The following is a 16,165-nucleotide window of genomic DNA, read 5'->3' on the forward strand; positions in this document are numbered from 1 at the left end:
CCGACACCCTGGACGCCAGCCAGCACCACGGCTGGAGCGTGACCGCCGTCGGCCATTCGCGGGAAGTGACCGATCCCGCCGACCTCGCCCGGCTGCGGGAGACGGGCCCGCGGCCGTGGGCGCCCGGCGAGCGCGAGCACTTCATCCGGATCACCCCGGGCATTCTCACCGGCCGCCGCCTCGGCTGACGGCCGCGAGGATCAAAGCCATCGCGCTAGTGCTTCGCGGCCACCCCGCCAACGAACCCATAGTAGGTGGAGTCCCGTGCCGGGGGAGCGGCTGAGTCCGGCCGCCACTCGGGGAGCGGGACCAGCCCGGGCTCGATCAGCGCCCAGTCACCGAACCAGCCCAGGATTTCCCGGTCTTCGCGCCATATCCCCGTGCCAAGGGTGTCGCCGAACAGGTCCTGCACCGCGCACGCCTTCGCATGGTCCTCCGGGTGTTCCTGCCCTGGCATGCGGAAGCTCGAGATCGCCAGGTGACTGCCCGGCGCCAGGGCGGCACGGAACTGAGCCACGATCCCCGCGGGATCCTCCTCATCGAGGATGTGATGCAAGATGCCGAACATCAGCAGCCCGACCGGGAGGCTGAAGTCGACAAACGCGCGGACGCCCGGATCATCGAGGATATCCGCGGGCCGCCGGGCATCCGCGGCCAGCACAAGGACCTCCTCCCGGTGCGCGACCAGTGCCTGGCTATGCCGATGCACGACGGGGTCGTTGTCGACGTAGACGACCCGGGTCCGGGGATCGATCTCGTGCGCGACTTCGTGCACATTGCCCTGGGCGGGCAGCCCGGAACCGATATCGATGAACTGCCGCAGGCCGGCGTCCCGGGCCAGATACCGGACAGCCCGCCGCAGGAACCCGCGGTTAGCCACCGCCCCCGCGGCAGCATCGGAGGTTATCTGCAACGTCTGTTCGACGACGGCCCGGTCCGCGGCGAAGTTGTCCTTTCCGCCCAGGAAGGCGTCATAAACCCGGGCGATATTCGGCTTCGTAAAATCAATGCCGAAAGGATCCGGGTCCCTTCTGGCCACTGCGTAACCCGCCGCCATCACCTACCGCCCGCCTGCCCGGTTAGGCCGGAGACGATGGCTCCGGCGTCGAGTCCAGCCCGCGGGCCGGGCCCGGTCGGCGGCAGGCGCAACACTGCCGCTGAGTGGCGTCACGGCATGACCTCCTTGTCGCCTGCGGCGCGCACGCGCGCTGCTGCCGGTGAACGCTCCCGGAATGAGTGTGACTCAACATCCCGGATGCACGGCGCAAAATGCTACGTACAATTGCTCTACAGATCGGGACAGTTAGTGACGGTCTTGTATGTAAGGCATTGCACTGATCCTGGCGGCCATGACAATCTGTCCACGACAGCTGCTGGAGAGGGCAGGGCGGAGATGACGGGTAACCGGACGGGCGGGCCGACTGCGCTGCGAATCATCCTGGGAAGGCAGCTGCAGGCGCTGCGGGAAAGGGCGGAGATGAGCATCGACGAGGCGGCCGATGCCATCTACTCCTCGCCGTTCACCATCCGCCGGATGGAGCGGGCCGAGGGTGGCTTCAAACCGCTTACCGTGAAGAGCCTGCTGATCGCCTATGGCGTCACCGACAGTAATGAAATCGAAGTTTTCCTGTCCCTGTGCCGTGACGCGGCCAAGCCGGGCTGGTGGCACAGCTACACCGACGTGCTGCCCGACTGGTTCCGCACCTACGTCGGCCTTGAGGAAGCGGCGGTCCTCATCCGGGGCTATGAACCGCACTGGGTACCCGGCCTGCTGCAGACCGAGGACTATGCCCGGGCCAGCGTCCGAACCGGGTTTCCCGACGCTTCCGACAGCGAGGTTGACAGGCGGGTCACCCTGCGGCTTGCCCGCCAGCAGATACTCGCCAGGCCGCAGCCGCCGCGCCTGTGGATAGTCATCGACGAGACGGCGCTGCGGCGGCCTGCGGCTACCACCGGAGCCACGGTCATGCGCGCCCAGATCGACCGGCTGCTCGATGCCGCGGGAAAGCCCGGTATCACCCTGCAGGTCCTGCCGTTCAGCGCCGGGATGCATCCCGCCATGTATGGCCTGTTCTACCTGCTGCGGTTCCCCGACAGGGAAATGCCGGACATCGTCTACGGCGAGACGATGACGAGCGCCTTCTATTTCGACAAGCCCAGGGAAGTGACTGGCTACCTGGAAGTCCTGGACCGCATCTGCGCCCAGGCGGCCCCGGCGGACAACACGGCTGCCGTGCTCCGCACGATCCGTAAGGAGATCTGATCGATGGACATTCACAACGGCATGCCCGCCGGCGCGCTCGGCGCGGCCGGCTGGCGTAAGCCCTGGAGCGGTTCCAACGGTGGCGCCTGCCTGGAGGCCAAGCAGCTGGCTGACGGCCGGGTCGCCCTGCGGCAGTCCACCGACCCGGACAGCCCGGCGCTCATCCTCCAGGCGCACGAGATCCGCGCTTTCATCCAGGGCGCAAAGCGGGGCGACGCTGATTTCCTCCTCTCCTGAACCACGCCGCCGCCGCCCTCGTTAGTGCTGGCGGCAGCCCTGCAGTTGAAGCACACGGGACCAAGGGTCGCTTTGGCACTGGGAGTAGACGCAATTGTCCCAATCACTGGGCGCCTGGCTGCGGCAGGAACGCGAAACCCGCGGCTGGGACCGCATCGAGATGGCTAAGCGGCTCATCGCGGCAGGCCAGGCCAGAGGCGACAAGCACATGCCTGGCCTTAGCGGCATGTGCCACAACGTCTACCGCTGGGAGCGCGGGGGATACGGCGTTTCAGAGCGCCACATGCTTAGCTACTGCGCGGTGTTCGGCATCCCGCCTGCACGGTTTCCCCGCCAGGCCGACGGGCAGGCGGAAGCGGGCGGAAGACCTGGTATCCAGGTGCCTGCGCCACTGTCGCACGCCACCGTCGACGCTCATACGCCTGGCCCGGCTGGCATGTCCGTCCGCCCGGGTCGCGAGCCGGAGACCGGCGATCGCACGGCTGCAGGGCTTGAGGTGCTGATGGCGGCGCACGAGGGGAGCGAGCGAGCCGAGCAGGCCGAACAGCGCGGCATTGGCGATGCCACCGTGGAGCAGCTCCGCGCTGACGTGACACGGCTTTCGCGCGACTACATGAGCTGCGAGCCGTTGCCCCTTTTCCGGGAGATGCGCCGGGTCCGCAGCCGCATGCACGGGGCACTCGATCGCAGGATCTGGCCCAGGGATGCGAAAGAGATCTACTTCCTCCTCGGCTGCGTGAACGGCCTGATGGCCGGCGTGGCGGACGACCTCGGGTACCCGGGCGCCGCCCAGGAGCTCTACCGCGCGGGATGGGCCTACGCGACGGCGATCGGCCAGCGCGCGCTGCTGGCCAAGTTGCGGCTCGGTCTTGCCAGCCTCGCCTACTGGAACGGCCAGTTCCAGCAGGCGGCCGAGCTGGCGTCAAACGGGCTCGAGTACCTGGCGGCCGGGCCCACCGGGGTGCAGCTGCACCTGACTTACGGCCGCGCGGCCGCCCGCATGGGCGATGTCGCCGCTGCCCGCCAGGCGATTACCGCTGCTGGCCAGGCCAGTGATCAGGCCTACGCCGATGACCTGACAATCATCGGCGGCGAATACGACTTGTCCCGGGCAACCCGGCACTATCTGGTCGCCTCGGTGCTCATCGAGATCCCTGCAGCCGGGGAGGCGCCCGCCGAGCTCGAGCGAGCTGGCGAGCTATACGCCGCCGGGCCAGGACCGGGCGAGACGCACGGCTACGCGATGGAGGCGCTCGCTCGCGTCAGCCTTGCCGAGGCCCGGCTCCGCTGCGGTGCGCTTGACGCCGTTTCCGACGCTCTCGAGCCTGTGCTCGTGCTCCCGCCAGGCAAGCGCATCGACCTCATCCCGCAGCGCCTCGGGCGCGTCCGGGCCCAGCTCGCGCTGCATCCCGACCACGGGTCGGCGCTGCTCCGCGACCTCGACGACCGGATCGCGGAATTCAGCAGCACCAGCATCGCGGCGCCCGCCGAGCTCAGCGCGCTGTCCGCCTGACCCGGTTCCTCAGTCCGCCAGCCGGGCGACGCCGCCGTAAAACCAGATTTTGTCGAGGTTGCGCGGGAGCGGGCCGTCAGGACGCCACAGCGGCAACTGCACCAGGCCAGGCTCGACCAGTTTGAAGCCGTCGAAGAACGAACTGATCACCAGATGGCTGCGCAGCGTGACCGTTGAGGTGGCCTGATTGTAGACAGCCGCGGCGGCTTCTGCCGCCTGGCTGCGGAAGTCCTTGGTGACGTGCGAAAGCGCGAGGTAGCTGCCCGGGGGCAGGGCATCCCGCAGCACGGCGACGATGTCGGCAGGCTTTTCGTCGTCGGTGACGAAGTGCAGGACCGCCAGGAGCAGCAGCGCGATCGGCTCGCCGAAGTCCAGTAGTGCCCGCGTGGTGGGGTGGTTGAGAATCGCGGCAGGATCGCGTACGTCAGCGAGCACGATCCCGGTAGCGCCGCTCCCGCTTAGCAGCGCGTTGGCATGCGTGTTCACGATGGGATCGTTGTCGACGTAGACGACTCGCGCCTCGGGCGCGACCTCTCCGGCAACCTCGTGGACGTTGCCCGCGGTCGGAATGCCGGTGCCGATATCCAGGAACTGCCGTATTCCCGACTCGCCAGCGAGGAACCGGACCGCCCGCTGCAGGAATGCCCTGTTAGCGCGCGCCATGTCGCGAACCTCCGGGGCAACCCGGATGACCTCCCTGGCCGCTTCCTGGTCAACGGCGTAGTTGTCTTTCCCGCCGAGATAGTAGTCGTACATACGCGCAGGATGCGCCCTGGTCGTATCGATCTCGGAGGGGGCGAAACCCGATTCCATCGCGTCCTTCTGGTCTTCTGGAAGCGTAAGGGCCGACAGTAAGCAATCGATACCGGTAAAAACGTGGAAGACTGCTGTCAGGGGTAGTCTATTGCATCCGGCCGCGCTCCGGTCCCGCGGCCTACCCCCGATGCGCTTGGCGCTTGACGCTGGCGCGGCACGGCACATAGCGCCCCTCTCCGACCGGGCGGTGCCCGGCCAGTTCCCTGTCCGCGGCGACGTTGTGCTTGCCGTCAGGCAGGCAGCCGTAGACCCGGGCGGCGCAGGTCGACGGCCGCCAGGGTCTGCCCGGTGACGGTCATGAAGCCGGCGCCATGGCCATCGCGTTCGCTGCCCGCTGCGCTGCCGCCCGCGCCTGCCGATCCGCCTTTGCCTCAGGCGTCGACGCGCGGGCGGCGGCGCGCATATCACCGGTATCCACATTCGCAACGGCCCCATTGTTCTCTCCGCTATATCGTGATCGCGAAGACATTTTTCATGACGCAAAGAATTGGCGCTCGAAGGTGCGAAAATTCTTCCGGATAATGGCCGGCCGCCTCGCGCCGGAGCAAATGGCACGCGTGGGGCGCGTCGTCGGCCGGATGGGATCTCTTCCGCGCGGACGCGGGGCGTGACCGTCACTCCGGCACCACGGGCCACGTTTCCGCGGAAACGCTGACGTGAGAAACAGCAGCTCCCGATGACCGTATGTGAGTGCGGGCTATAGTTGTCCATGAGTATCGCTAGCTGTTCTGCATCGTCACGGGTGGGAGTGATTCCGGCTGAATTCACCGGGCGGGCATGACCTGGCGCTTGTCGCCAGTGAATTCGCCGTGCCGCGGCTATGCGACCTGCATCGCCCGTCGGCCGTGCTCGGCAGCGCGGAGTGGGCATTCGCCTGTCATGTCGACGGACGCGCCACGGTCGGGGAACTGACCGCGGCGAGCGGTGTCACGCTCCACGACGCGATAGAGCTAGTGACCCGGCTCATCCGCGCCGGGCTGTGCACGATCATCGCGGTGGCGGCTCCCGCTCTCGCTGACGGCAAGCCGGCGGGCGGTGCCGCGCCACCGTTGCCGCGCCGGGTGCGGCAGGCGGTGCCGTCGGTGGCGGATTCACTGCCGGCGCGGCCGGATCCGGGGCTGCTCAGGCAGATCCTGGACGGGCTTAACTCGCTGAAGTGAGACTCTGAGCCACCCTGCGGGGGCTCCCCATCGCCGGCCGTCGGTCCGGCAGCGCCCGACCATCGGGCGAAATCCGCCGAGCGGGCCGTTATCCGTTCTATCGCCTCGCGGGCCTGGTATTGCATCACGCCGACGTTCAGCTGGGCGTCGCCGATAATCGCGACGACGGCATTGCCGCCCGCGGCGTACACCATGAGGTAGCCCGCCGTTCCCCGGGCGAGTGCCTCCCGGAATTCCCCCCGGCCGGTTTCCCTGACGGCCTGCCTGGCCAGACTCAGAGTCGTCGATACGAGTGCGGCCAGCCGCGCCGGTTCCTGGTCCGGAATATCGTGGGCGATGAGCAGTCCGTCGCTTGTCGCGACCAGGCTGCCGTCGATTCCCGTGATCGTTTCCCGCAGCGTGCGAAGCTCCGCGTGCACGAAGTCCCGCGCAGCCGATTGCGATCCCGCCGGTTGTGTCATCCCTGCTCCCCTGTCGTGGGATGCGGCATAGCCGCGTTCAGACCCCGAGGCTCACTCGCCACGGCCTGGATGAAAGAAATACCGTCCGGCAAGCAGCCGGCGAATCCGGCGGCGCGCTTACCAGGTGACGGGCCGTCGGCCACGGCGACCAGGTCCACGATCATCAGGCGGAATACCTCAAGTGTTGTCGTGAAGACGCTCCTGCCGCATTCCATGGCCAGCCCGCGCGGCGTGGCCTGATCGTTCATCCGCACGAGCAAGGCCCACTGGCTAGCGGATATGTGCACGCCGCGCGCGCTGAGATACGGGTTGCGCACAACTGTCGTGTCGGGCGTCAGCAAGCTAGCCAGTTGCCGGATGATCTCGCGCCTGCGGTTCACTTCCGCGAGCATTTCGCCGACGGTCATGACGCCGACGCCGTCCGGGTTGGGCACGCCGCCCGTGGTGAACCGTCCGGATCGCGGCGCTTGCGTCAGCAGTGCCAGCGCGGCATCGGCGGTCGCCTCGCGGGTGATCCAGTCACGCTCGAGTACGCTCGGCACGCCGCGCCGGCCGGGGCCCGCCGGCCAGCGCGCGAGCCTGCCGGCCACGTCAGGGGTTCCACGGGATTTGGCCCCGGCGACAGCGCCCTGGTACAGGCGGATCGTCCCGCCGTTGTCGCCCGGAAGGCGCAGCACGCCGGTGCGGCTCGCGAGCGCGAGCTTGCTTAGCTGGGTGATGACCGGCTCTTTGCCCAGGCGCATAGCGGCACTGTCCCGTCAGGCGCCGGACACGTCATCCTGCGAGGGCGCGTGAAACCAGTGGCCAGCCACGGCCGACAGTGATTCGCGAACCTCGCGGTGCGCCATCGCGAGATTGGCTGCCGGCCGCTCAAGCGTCACGAGCACGATCAATTGCCCGGCAGGCTCGGGAGGAAGCACGCGGATCAAATGGTAGTGACTGCTCAGGGTTACGATCACGTCCTCAAGGTCGCCTTGCAGCGCCAGCCTGGCCGTCATCTGGGAAAGCACATTGACGGCGTCGGCGGCACCTGCCGCCGCCACCGGCACGCTTGCGGTGTCATCATTGCATACAGCGCCGAGGACCATGCCGCTCGTGGCATCGATAAGGCACGCGAGCACAAAGCCGCCGATCCGCTTCAGCGGGGCAAGCATCACTTCCACGGGAGACGCGGCCACGGCAGATCCTTTCGGCAGACACTGAAATCCCGATGCAATTGCGCGGGCTGTACAGTTCTGTTTGAGTCCGATAGCAACGTGGGGGCTATTAGTGGATTGATATCCTCCTATGTCCTATTAGGGCTATCGCGATCCTGATTAATCCTAGCGCTTTACCGTCATGCCGCCGGCGGATCCGTAACAGGCGATCCGCGCGTTGCTGTCCGGATGCTACTGGTCGCCAATCCGGTTACCAGGCACCGGATCACCGGCTATGAGACACCAGACCACTTTTCCCGGCATTCGCGGCGTCCGGTAGCAGCCGGCCTGGATAGCGACATGATCGATGATCAGCAGACCGCGCCCGGCCTCGTCGGTGACGCCGGAATGCGTGTGCACGGGGAAGGCGGGGCACCCGTCACGCACTTGAACGAGGAGCTGTGTCCCGATGCTCGTCAGGCACAGCCGCACCGGGTCCGGGCTGTCGGCCGATGAACTCGCCTGGACCGCGTTCGTGACCAGTTCGGAGACGGCAAGCTCCGCGTCCCCGGCAAGGTGGCCGAGATCCCACGCGGCCAGTACGGCACGCGCCCATGCCCTCGCCAGGCCCGCCGATGCCGCCACGGGGGAAAGATCAAGCCAGGGTGGTCCCCCTCCGGCATCCCCTGCCGTCCGGGAACGAGGGGGCGCGGCGTGAGCGCGGGTGCCGGTCATGCGGTTGGCTCTCCTTGTCGCGCGCAGCACACGTGCCGTTCTCCTGCCGGTGACTGCCCGTGGAATGAGTGTGGCTCACCTTGCTGGACGCACGATGGCAAATGCTACGGACAATGGCTCTACAGAATGGGACAGTTCGTGACAATCCATTGTGTATGGCGTCGCGCTTGCGCGCGTCATGACAACCTGTCTCCGGGCCGCTGAGCGAGCAGGACGGAGATGACCGGTAACCAGGCCGGCGGGCCGCGCCGCGTATCGACGAATGGCGATCATTCGATGCCGGGATCGTCACCAGGCGGATTGCGCAGCGAGTCCTCGATAAGCCGGAAACTTTGCCCACGGGCTGATATGAGTCGCAAATGCAAGACCCAAAGGAGAGTAAGGACAATGGCGGTTAAGACTAACGCCCAGGGTTTCTCCGACCAGGTCGTGAGCCTGGTCAAGACACTGCGCGCCGATGCCCCCGACTGCGTGGCCGCGGGTGTCGTGGACATGGACACAGGGATGCTGCTCGCTTACGAGACCGTGGAAACCCACCCGGCCGAGGTTCTCGACCTGCTGGCCGGCGCGACCCTCGACCTGTTCCAGGGCCGTACCGTGATCATGATCGAGGATGTGTTCAAGGAGCGGCGCGGGGTTGTCAGCAACGAGCACTACTTCCAGGAGATCCTGGTCAACAGCGACAACCTCACCCACCTGTTCATCCGGCTGAACGCCCGCCAGGATATCGTCGCGGTCGCCGTCTGCCGCCGGGCGGTCAACGTCGGGATGCTATTCGCGCAAGCTCGCCGCGTCGTCGGCCAGTTCGGCCTCTGACGCCGGTCCCGAGCGCCCGCCGTACCTGCGGGCGGTACTCGCCGGCCACGTGGTCTGCACCGGCGGGCCACGCCTGCGGGGGAACTGGAGAACTTCGCCCTAGGCGGCGGCATCGTGCTCAGGACCGACGCGCGTGCCGTCAGGCGATGAGCTCGAAGTCGCGCGCCCTCGGCGCTGAGGAACCGCGAGCCTGGGAAGTTGTGCGCGAGCAGCCGGGCGACCGCGCGCGGCGCGCGCCGGTTGGGCGGCGCGCGCCGGCCTTGCCCGCAGCCGTGTGCGAGGCTGGTACCTGCGCAGGCCGAAGGGAGCCCCACGCGTTCATGGACGCACTGCCAGCCGTGGTCGCCGCCGCCGCGGGGCTGTTCGCGGGCACCAACATCGACGACTTGGTCGTGCTGTCGGTGCTGAGCGCCGCCGCGCGGGCCACCGGGCGTCCCCGCCGCTGGCAGATCTGGGCCGGGCAGTTCGCCGGCATGACGGTCCTTGTGGCGGTGTCGCTGGCCGTCGGCCGCGGCCTGGCGGCCGTCCCGCACGGCCGGCTCTGGCTGCTTGCCCTGCTGCCGCTCGGCCTGGGCGCCGCGCGGCTGGCGGCCGCGATCGGCGCGCGCCGTCGCGGCGAGCAGGCACCTGTCGCCGCGCCCGGCGGACTGCCCGGCGTGTCCGGGCTCACGATCGCCAGCGGCGGCGACAACCTGGCCGCCTACGCGCCGGTCTTCGCCACGATCAGCGCGGGCGCCGCAACCGTCACGGTCGCGGTGTTCACCGCCGGGACCGCGCTGTGGTGCCTTGCCGGGTCATCGCTGGCGTCCCATCGCCAGGTCACCCGCCTCATCCAGCGCCACGGCCACTGGCTCGTCCCCGCCGTGTACCTGGTCATCGGCGTGTGCGTGCTCTGGGAAACAGGGACCCTGACCGGATAGCGGGGACCCGGGCCCCCGCCCCTGGACAGCCGGCGGCGCTGCTGGGAGTCTTCGAGGTGGTGCTCAACGACGCCTTTGTCCTGATTGACCGACGAGAGGAGCGCACCAGTGGGACTCCATGAGAACGAAGTGACGACGGTCGCCGAGGCTTACCTGAGCGTGCTGCGCGATCGCGGCGTCAGCCGGCTCTTCGTCAACGCGGGCACCGACTTCGCCCCCCTCGTCGAGGCGTACGCCCGCCTGAAGCAATCGGGCCTCGACTTCCCCGAGCCGGTCGTCTGCGCGCACGAGAACCTCGCGATTTCGATGGCCCACGGCGCTTACCTGGGCGACGGGCGCATCCAGGCGGTCATGCTCCACACCAGCGTCGGCACGGCCAACGCGGTCTGCGGTGTGCTGAACGCCGCCAGGGACGCCATCCCGATCCTGCTGACCGCGGGCCGTTCCCCGCTGTTCGAGGACTCCGTGCCCGGTTCGCGCGACGCGAACATCCACTGGCCGCAGGAGATGTACGACCAGGCGTCCCTGGTCCGCGAACTCGTCAAGTGGGACTACGAGCTGCGCGACGGCGTGCAGGTCGCCGCGGTCGTGGACCGCGCCATCGACATCGCGATGACGGCGCCGCGCGGCCCGGTATACCTGTCGCTGCCCCGGGAGGTGCTCGCCCGCGACGCTTCCGGTCCGCTGCCCGCCCGCCGCAGCGCGACGCCCACCGACGCCGCTCCCAGCGCCGGCGCGGTCGAGCGGCTCGCCGACCTGCTGGCCGGCGCGAGCTTCCCGGTCTTCGTCACGGCGGCGTCGGGGACCGACCCTGGCACGGCGGCGCTGCTCGGACGGCTGTGCGAGGAGTACTCGGTAGGCGTCGTCGAGTCCGCGCCGCGCCGTTATAACGTCCGCCCGACCAGCCCGCTGCACCTCGGCTACGACCTGGGCACGGCGGTCGCCAACGCCGACGTGCTGTGCTTCCTCGACATGGACGTGCCGTGGATCCCGGCGCGGGTCTCGCCGCCGCCCGACGCGATCGTCGTCCAGTGCGGGCCGGACCCGCACTTCTCCCGGTACCCGATCCGCACGCACCGCAGCGACCTGTCGGTCACCGCAAGCGTCGGCAACCTGCTCGCGGCGCTGGCGACGGCCCTGCCAGGGCGAAGCGGCCGGATAGCGAAAGGCCGCCGCGCCGCCATCGAGGGCGCCGCGGCGGACAGCCGCGCCCAGGTCGCGCGGCGGCTGGCCGCCGAGGGCCGGGCGGGCGGCCCGATCACCAAGGCGTTCATGAACTGGGCGCTTGCCGAGGTACTGCCGCAGGACGCCGCGGTCGTCAGCGAGTACTGGGCGCGCCCGGAGCTGCTGCCGCTCGGCGCTCCGCTGAGCTTCTTCGGCACCCCGCCGGCCGGCGGCCTCGGGTGGGGGCTCCCGGCGGCCATCGGCCTGAAGCTGGCCCTGCCGGAACGCACCGTGATCTCCGCCGTCGGCGACGGCGCCTACCTGTTCGCCAACCCGGCCGCGTGCCACCACGCGATGGCGATGCACGACATCCCCGTGCTGACGGTCATCTGCGCCAACCGCAAGTGGTCGGCGGTCGAGGGTTCGGCCCTGGGCATGTACCCGCACGGTCACGCGGCCAGCGCGGGCCAGCTCAGCCCGCTGGCGGAGCTCGGCCCGGCGGTTGCGTTCGAACAGTACGCGCAGGCCTCGGGCGGCTTCGGCGAGGCCGTCACCGAGCGCAAGGACCTGGTGCCGGCCCTGCGCAGGGCGCTGCGCGCGGTCCAGGACGAGCACCGGCAGGCGGTCGTGAACGTCGCCTGCCCGGGGTGAGCGCCTAGCCGCCAGGCCGTGCGGTGTCGTCCGGGGCCGGGGCGGCGCAGAGATCCTCGATGGTGGCGAGGAGCTCCATGGCCCCGGAGAACGTCCGTTCGCGCCCGCCGCCCGCGGCCGTCGCCGTCCCGGACAGGCGGCCGGCGCCGTCTTGCGCGATGTCGAGGATGATCTGCACCGGACCAGTGTCGGGGGCCGGCGCCGCTGGCGCCCCACGGATTCTCCGTAGTTTCTGTCCGTAGGCTCCGGCCGCGGCACCCGCCCTCCCGCAGTCGGGCTAGCCGCACACGCATGCCCAGGACCGCCCACCCGCACGCAGATTGGCGGTCTGCTTGGGGTTCCTTTCTGCGGGATCGCGACCAGGGCGCTGGCGTCGTCGGCCGCGCCGCCGGGCACCGACGCCGCAAGCGGGCAGGTGACCGGGACGCCGCCGGCGGGCACGACCTCGTTCGGCTACTCGGTGACCGCCGCAAGCGCGGCGGGCAGCGCGACCGCGGGACCGTTCACGGTCACGGTGAGCCAGCTCGCCCAGTCGATCGGCTTCACGCCCCCGGCGACGGGGACCGTGGGGCAGACCGCGACGCTGACCGCGACCGGCGGCGGCTCGGGCAACCCGGTGACGTTCACCGTCGACCCGTCCTCCGGGCCGGGGTGTGCAGCGTGTCCGGTGACACGGTGGACTACCTGGCGGCGGGGACCTGCGTGATCGACGCCAGCCAGGCCGGCGACGCCGAGTACGCGGCGGCGGCGCAGGCGCAGGGCAGCATCAGCGTGCTGCAGGCGCCGGCGTTCCTGGTCGACAGCGCGCCGCTGAGCGTGACGGCCGGCACGCGGTACTCCTACCAGTTCGATGCCACCGGCACCCCTGCCCCGTCCTACGCCCTGGGCGGCGGGGCGCCCTCGTGGCTGTCGGTCAGCAGCACCGGCCTGGTCAGCGGCACCCCGCCGACCGGGACGAAGACGTTCACCTACTCGGTGACGGCCGCTAACGCCGCCGGGTCGTCGACCGCCGGGCCGTTCACGGTCACGGTCTCCGCCGCGGTGACCAAGGCGGACGTGTCGGTGTCGCTGACCTGCCCGTCCGGGCTGACGGTCGGGGCCAGCGGGAAGTGCACGCTGACCGTGACCAATGCCGGGCCCGCGCCGGCCGCCGACGTGGTGGCCGGGGCCGCGGTCCCCGCGCTGCTTAAGGTGACCGCCTGCTCAGCAGGCTGCACGCAGCTGGGCGGGGTACTCGGCTGGTCGCTGGGCACCCTGGCGGCCGGGCAGTCCGCAACCCTCACGATCACCGTCACCGCCGGGCACGCCGGCACCGCCCTCGTGGCGGCCGCCGCCGGCTCGGCCAACCCAGATCCCGACATCCTCAACAACCTGGCAGCCGCGACCATCAAGATCACGAGCTAGCCAGCCCGGCCGCGCGGCTGGCCCGTCCCACCGGGGCAGGCCGGCCGCGCACCCATGCCCGGCCCACGGGTCGCCGGCGGGCTCAGCACGAACGGGCAGTGACGTCTGCCGCGAGGAGACGCCACTGCCCGTTCTGGATAATGATTGTGATTGTCCTGCCGCTCAGGCGTAGACGGTCTTGAGCTGCTGGTAGGCGGCGATCGCGCCGGGGCCGAGCTCGCGGCCGATGCCGCTGGCCTTGACCCCGCCCCACGGGCCTGCCGGGTCCGGCAGGTAGTTGTTGATGCCCATGGTTCCGGTGCGCACCCGGCGGACGACCGCCCGCGCCCGGGCCGGGTCGGTGGTCCACACCGAGCCGCCCAGGCCGTAGTCGGAGTCGTTGGCGATCCGGATGGCGTCGTCGGTATCCGTGTACTCGATGACGGAAAGCACCGGGCCGAAGATCTCCTCCTGCGCGATCGTGGACCTGTTGTCCACGTCGGCGAAGATCGTCGGCTGGACGAACCAGCCCTTGTCCAGGCCGGCCGGGCGGCCGCCGCCGGTGACCAGCCGCGCGCCGTCGCTGGTGCCCTTGGCGATGTACCGCTCGACGCGGTCCCGCTGCCGCTCCGACACCAGCGGGCCGATCAGCGTGCCCGGGTCGAGGGCGTCGCCGACCGGCAGCGAGGACGCGAACGCGGCGAAGATGTCGACGACCTCGTCGTAGCGGGAGCGCGGGGCCAGGATCCGGGTGCCCGCGTAACAGGTCTGCCCGTTGTTGACCAGCGTGGCCGCGAACAGGTTCTGCCCGATCGTGGCCAGGTCCAGGTCGGCGTCGTCGAGGATGATCGCCGCCGACTTGCCGCCGAGCTCCAGGCTGACCGGGCGCAGCAGCCGCCCGCAGACCTCGGCGATCTGCCGTCCGGCCGCGGTGGAGCCGGTGAAGGCGATCTTGTCGACATCGCGGTGCTGGACCAGGTAGGCGCCGATGTCCCGGCCGCCGGGCACGATGTTGATCACGCCCGGCGGGATGCCTGCGGCCAGCACGGCCTCCGCGAACACGTACGAGTCGAGCACGGTCTCCGGCGACGGCTTGAGCACGATCGTGCAGCCGGCGGCAAGCGCGGGCGCGTACTTGAACGACGACAGCGTCTGCGGGTAGTTCCACGGCACGATCCCGCCGACCACGCCGACCGGCTCGTGCCTGATGATGAGGTCGCCGCCGAGGAACCGCGCGGCTTCCTCCTCGACGGGGGAGCCGGCCAGCAGGCTCACCATGTAGCGCAGCGTGCCCACCGGGGTCATGCCCTCGATGAGCGGCGACAGCGCGATCGGCATGCCGTTCTGCTCGCTGACCAGCCGGCCGATCTCCTGGGCCCGGGCCTCAAGCTCGCTCGCCAGCCGTTCCATGGCGGCGCCGCGCTGGGTCGGCTCCCACTGGGACCAGCCGGACGGGTCGTCGAACGCGCGGCGCGCCGCGGCGACCGCGGCGTCCACGTCGGCTTCGGCCGCCTCGGGGGCCTCGCCGATGGGCTCTTCCGTGCTGGCGTTGCGGACCGCGATCCGCGCGGCGGAGCTGGGGCTGACCCAGTCACCGCCGATGAACAGCTTGTCATGGCTGACTGACATGCTTACCCCTCGGCCGGGACGGCCATGACGTGGGTCTCGGTGAAGTCGCGCATGCCCTCGCGGCCGAGTTCGCGGCCGATGCCGCTCTGGCTGAACCCGCCGAAGGGCGCCCGCTCGTCGACCGCGGTCGCGTTGTGGTTGTTGAAGAACGTGACGCCGGTGCGCAGCTGCCTGGCGACCCTCATCGCGTGCCCGGTGTCCGCCGACCACACCGACGAGCACAGCCCGGACCACGTCTGGTTGGCGAGCGCGACCGCCTCGGCCTCGTCGTCGTAGGGGATGACGGGCAGGGCGGGACCGAACTGCTCTTCGGCCACGATCCCCAGCTCCGGTGCCGGGTTGAGGACGAGCGACGGGAGCAGGTAGTTGCCGCTGGCCGCGTCGACGGTGTACTCGCCGAACGTCAGCACCTCCGCGCCGGCCGCGCGCGCCTGCTCGGTCAGCCCGGCGACGTAGTCGCGCTGGCGCGCGGTGTTGAGCGGGCCGAACGTGGTGGCCGGGTCAAGGCCGGGGCCGACCTTCGCGTTCACGAGCGTCGCGCGCAGCCCGTCGACGACCTCGTCGTAGCGGCGGCGCGGGACGTACAGCCGCTTGAGCGCCATGCAGACCTGGCCGGTGGTCATGAACGTCGCGCCGCTCATCCGGCCGAACGCGGCCTCGTCGAGGTTCGCGTCGTCGAGGACGACCGCCGGGTCGTTGCCGCCGAGCTCGAGCGTCACGTTGGCGAGGTTCGTGGCGGCCATCGCCATGATCCGCTTGCCGCCGCCGACGCTGCCGGTGAAGCAGACGTGCCTGATCCGCGGGTCGCTGACGACGATCGGGCCGACGACCTCGTCGGCGCCGGTGACGACGTTCAGCACGCCAGGCGGGAGGTTGCGAACCACGTGCCGCAGCGTCTGGACGGACGACAGCGGTGTGGTGGGCGGCGGCTTGACGACCACGGTGTTGCCGGCCATCAGCGCGGCCGGCAGGGACGCGGCGAGGATCGCCAGCGGCCAGTTGAACGGGTAGATGATCGTGACCACGCCGGCCGACAGCTTGCTGATCGTCGTGTTGAACGGCGGTCCCGCGATGTGCTCGTCGGCGTCGAGCTCGGGCGCGTACTGGGCGGCCTGGTGGAACCGGCCGGCGAAGACCAGCAGGTCGATGGTGGCCTCGAAGCGCACCTTGCCGTTCTCGCGGGACAGGATCTCCGCGCGGGCGTCGGCGTCGGCGTCGAGGCCTTCCAGCGCCTTGAGCACGATCGGGACGCGCTCGGCGGTGGTCAGGGCCGACCACGCC

18 protein-coding genes and 1 pseudogene are annotated in these 16,165 nt (G+C 69.9%); 9 read left to right on the forward strand and 10 right to left on the reverse strand.

The genetic code is table 11. From position 1 onward, the window contains the following. Positions 1 to 188: pyridoxamine 5'-phosphate oxidase family protein (locus Q1N79_RS14630; protein WP_300609386.1), on the forward strand; the 188-nt coding region annotated here is incomplete at its 5' end. A 26-nt stretch (positions 189 to 214) separates the two neighbouring features. On the opposite strand, the gene Q1N79_RS14635 is transcribed toward Q1N79_RS14630, so the two are convergent. Then, entirely contained in the window at positions 215 to 1,057 is an 843-nt protein-coding gene (locus Q1N79_RS14635) for an SAM-dependent methyltransferase (protein WP_300609388.1), read from the reverse strand. Between the two features lie 336 nt (positions 1,058 to 1,393). Between Q1N79_RS14635 and Q1N79_RS14640 the strand changes: the two genes are divergently transcribed. The 3 genes from Q1N79_RS14640 to Q1N79_RS14650 all read left to right on the forward strand — a co-directional run bounded on the left by Q1N79_RS14640 (position 1,394) and on the right by Q1N79_RS14650 (position 4,013). Beyond that, positions 1,394 to 2,263, forward strand: coding sequence for a helix-turn-helix transcriptional regulator (locus tag Q1N79_RS14640; RefSeq protein ID WP_300609390.1), 870 nt, complete (start codon positions 1,394 to 1,396; stop codon positions 2,261 to 2,263). A gap of 3 nt (positions 2,264 to 2,266) precedes the next feature. Then, on the forward strand, positions 2,267 to 2,500 hold the full coding sequence (locus Q1N79_RS14645; protein WP_300609393.1) for a DUF397 domain-containing protein: 234 nt from the start codon (positions 2,267 to 2,269) through the stop codon (positions 2,498 to 2,500). A gap of 94 nt (positions 2,501 to 2,594) precedes the next feature. Beyond that, positions 2,595 to 4,013, forward strand: a complete 1,419-nt coding sequence (locus Q1N79_RS14650; RefSeq protein ID WP_300609395.1) for a helix-turn-helix transcriptional regulator — start codon at positions 2,595 to 2,597, stop codon at positions 4,011 to 4,013. Positions 4,014 to 4,022: 9 nt separating this feature from the next. On the opposite strand, the gene Q1N79_RS14655 is transcribed toward Q1N79_RS14650, so the two are convergent. Further along, positions 4,023 to 4,826 (reverse strand): SAM-dependent methyltransferase, encoded by an 804-nt coding sequence (locus Q1N79_RS14655; RefSeq protein WP_300609397.1) that lies wholly within the window; start codon positions 4,824 to 4,826, stop codon positions 4,023 to 4,025. An 812-nt stretch (positions 4,827 to 5,638) separates the two neighbouring features. Between Q1N79_RS14655 and Q1N79_RS14660 the strand changes: the two genes are divergently transcribed. Next, positions 5,639 to 5,989, forward strand: a complete 351-nt coding sequence (locus Q1N79_RS14660) for a hypothetical protein (protein ID WP_300609399.1) — start codon at positions 5,639 to 5,641, stop codon at positions 5,987 to 5,989. A 164-nt stretch (positions 5,990 to 6,153) separates the two neighbouring features. Here the strand turns inward: Q1N79_RS14660 and Q1N79_RS30685 are convergent. The 4 genes and pseudogenes from Q1N79_RS30685 to Q1N79_RS14675 all read right to left on the reverse strand — a co-directional run. Further along, positions 6,154 to 6,450: pseudogene (locus tag Q1N79_RS30685) on the reverse strand (roadblock/LC7 domain-containing protein); the annotation flags it as partial. After that, positions 6,447 to 7,193: a hypothetical protein gene (locus Q1N79_RS14665; RefSeq protein ID WP_300609401.1), complete on the reverse strand. Its 747-nt coding sequence runs from the start codon at positions 7,191 to 7,193 to the stop codon at positions 6,447 to 6,449. The pseudogene Q1N79_RS30685 and the gene Q1N79_RS14665, both read right to left, overlap by 4 nt. A gap of 15 nt (positions 7,194 to 7,208) precedes the next feature. Further along, positions 7,209 to 7,628, reverse strand: a complete 420-nt coding sequence (locus Q1N79_RS14670) for a hypothetical protein (protein ID WP_300609403.1) — start codon at positions 7,626 to 7,628, stop codon at positions 7,209 to 7,211. A gap of 210 nt (positions 7,629 to 7,838) precedes the next feature. Further along, the gene (locus tag Q1N79_RS14675) at positions 7,839 to 8,231 is read right to left on the reverse strand and encodes an ATP-binding protein (protein WP_300609405.1); all 393 of its coding nucleotides are present in this window, start codon (positions 8,229 to 8,231) and stop codon (positions 7,839 to 7,841) included. A 477-nt stretch (positions 8,232 to 8,708) separates the two neighbouring features. Here Q1N79_RS14675 and Q1N79_RS14680 point away from each other — a divergent pair, with 477 nt between their 5' ends. From Q1N79_RS14680 to Q1N79_RS14690, 3 genes are all read left to right on the forward strand, one after another. Next, positions 8,709 to 9,137, forward strand: a complete 429-nt coding sequence (locus tag Q1N79_RS14680) for a hypothetical protein (protein ID WP_300609407.1) — start codon at positions 8,709 to 8,711, stop codon at positions 9,135 to 9,137. A gap of 320 nt (positions 9,138 to 9,457) precedes the next feature. Then, entirely contained in the window at positions 9,458 to 10,057 is a 600-nt protein-coding gene (locus Q1N79_RS14685; protein ID WP_300609408.1) for a cadmium resistance transporter, read from the forward strand. Between the two features lie 108 nt (positions 10,058 to 10,165). After that, on the forward strand, positions 10,166 to 11,872 hold the full coding sequence (locus Q1N79_RS14690) for a thiamine pyrophosphate-requiring protein (RefSeq protein WP_300609410.1): 1,707 nt from the start codon (positions 10,166 to 10,168) through the stop codon (positions 11,870 to 11,872). 4 nt (positions 11,873 to 11,876) lie between these two features. Here Q1N79_RS14690 and Q1N79_RS14695 read toward each other — a convergent pair whose 3' ends face one another. Both Q1N79_RS14695 and Q1N79_RS14700 read right to left on the reverse strand, forming a co-directional pair. Continuing rightward, positions 11,877 to 12,050, reverse strand: coding sequence for a hypothetical protein (locus Q1N79_RS14695; RefSeq protein ID WP_300609412.1), 174 nt, complete (start codon positions 12,048 to 12,050; stop codon positions 11,877 to 11,879). Between the two features lie 275 nt (positions 12,051 to 12,325). Further along, positions 12,326 to 12,499, reverse strand: coding sequence for a hypothetical protein (locus tag Q1N79_RS14700; RefSeq protein WP_300609414.1), 174 nt, complete (start codon positions 12,497 to 12,499; stop codon positions 12,326 to 12,328). Positions 12,500 to 12,532: 33 nt separating this feature from the next. Between Q1N79_RS14700 and Q1N79_RS14705 the strand changes: the two genes are divergently transcribed. Further along, entirely contained in the window at positions 12,533 to 13,276 is a 744-nt protein-coding gene (locus Q1N79_RS14705; protein WP_300609416.1) for a putative Ig domain-containing protein, read from the forward strand. 162 nt (positions 13,277 to 13,438) lie between these two features. On the opposite strand, the gene Q1N79_RS14710 is transcribed toward Q1N79_RS14705, so the two are convergent. Together Q1N79_RS14710 and Q1N79_RS14715 are read right to left on the reverse strand one after the other, a co-directional pair. Continuing rightward, the gene (locus Q1N79_RS14710) at positions 13,439 to 14,884 is read right to left on the reverse strand and encodes an aldehyde dehydrogenase (protein WP_300609418.1); all 1,446 of its coding nucleotides are present in this window, start codon (positions 14,882 to 14,884) and stop codon (positions 13,439 to 13,441) included. A gap of 2 nt (positions 14,885 to 14,886) precedes the next feature. Then, positions 14,887 to 16,165, reverse strand: a 1,279-nt coding sequence (locus Q1N79_RS14715; protein ID WP_300609420.1) for an aldehyde dehydrogenase family protein, incomplete at its 5' end; no start/stop codon positions are given.

This window comes from Trebonia sp., from assembly GCF_030042015.1.
Lineage (GTDB): Bacteria > Actinomycetota > Actinomycetes > Streptosporangiales > Streptosporangiaceae > Trebonia.

Coding starts and splice junctions, on each gene's coding strand:
- Q1N79_RS14635 (WP_300609388.1), bottom strand. CDS start 1,057: ATGGCGGCGGGTTACGCAGTGGCCAGAAGGGACCCGGATCCTTTCGGC.
- Q1N79_RS14640 (WP_300609390.1), top strand. CDS start 1,394: ATGACGGGTAACCGGACGGGCGGGCCGACTGCGCTGCGAATCATCCTG.
- Q1N79_RS14645 (WP_300609393.1), top strand. CDS start 2,267: ATGGACATTCACAACGGCATGCCCGCCGGCGCGCTCGGCGCGGCCGGC.
- Q1N79_RS14655 (WP_300609397.1), bottom strand. CDS start 4,826: ATGGAATCGGGTTTCGCCCCCTCCGAGATCGATACGACCAGGGCGCAT.
- Q1N79_RS14665 (WP_300609401.1), bottom strand. CDS start 7,193: ATGCGCCTGGGCAAAGAGCCGGTCATCACCCAGCTAAGCAAGCTCGCG.
- Q1N79_RS14680 (WP_300609407.1), top strand. CDS start 8,709: ATGGCGGTTAAGACTAACGCCCAGGGTTTCTCCGACCAGGTCGTGAGC.
- Q1N79_RS14685 (WP_300609408.1), top strand. CDS start 9,458: ATGGACGCACTGCCAGCCGTGGTCGCCGCCGCCGCGGGGCTGTTCGCG.
- Q1N79_RS14710 (WP_300609418.1), bottom strand. CDS start 14,884: ATGTCAGTCAGCCATGACAAGCTGTTCATCGGCGGTGACTGGGTCAGC.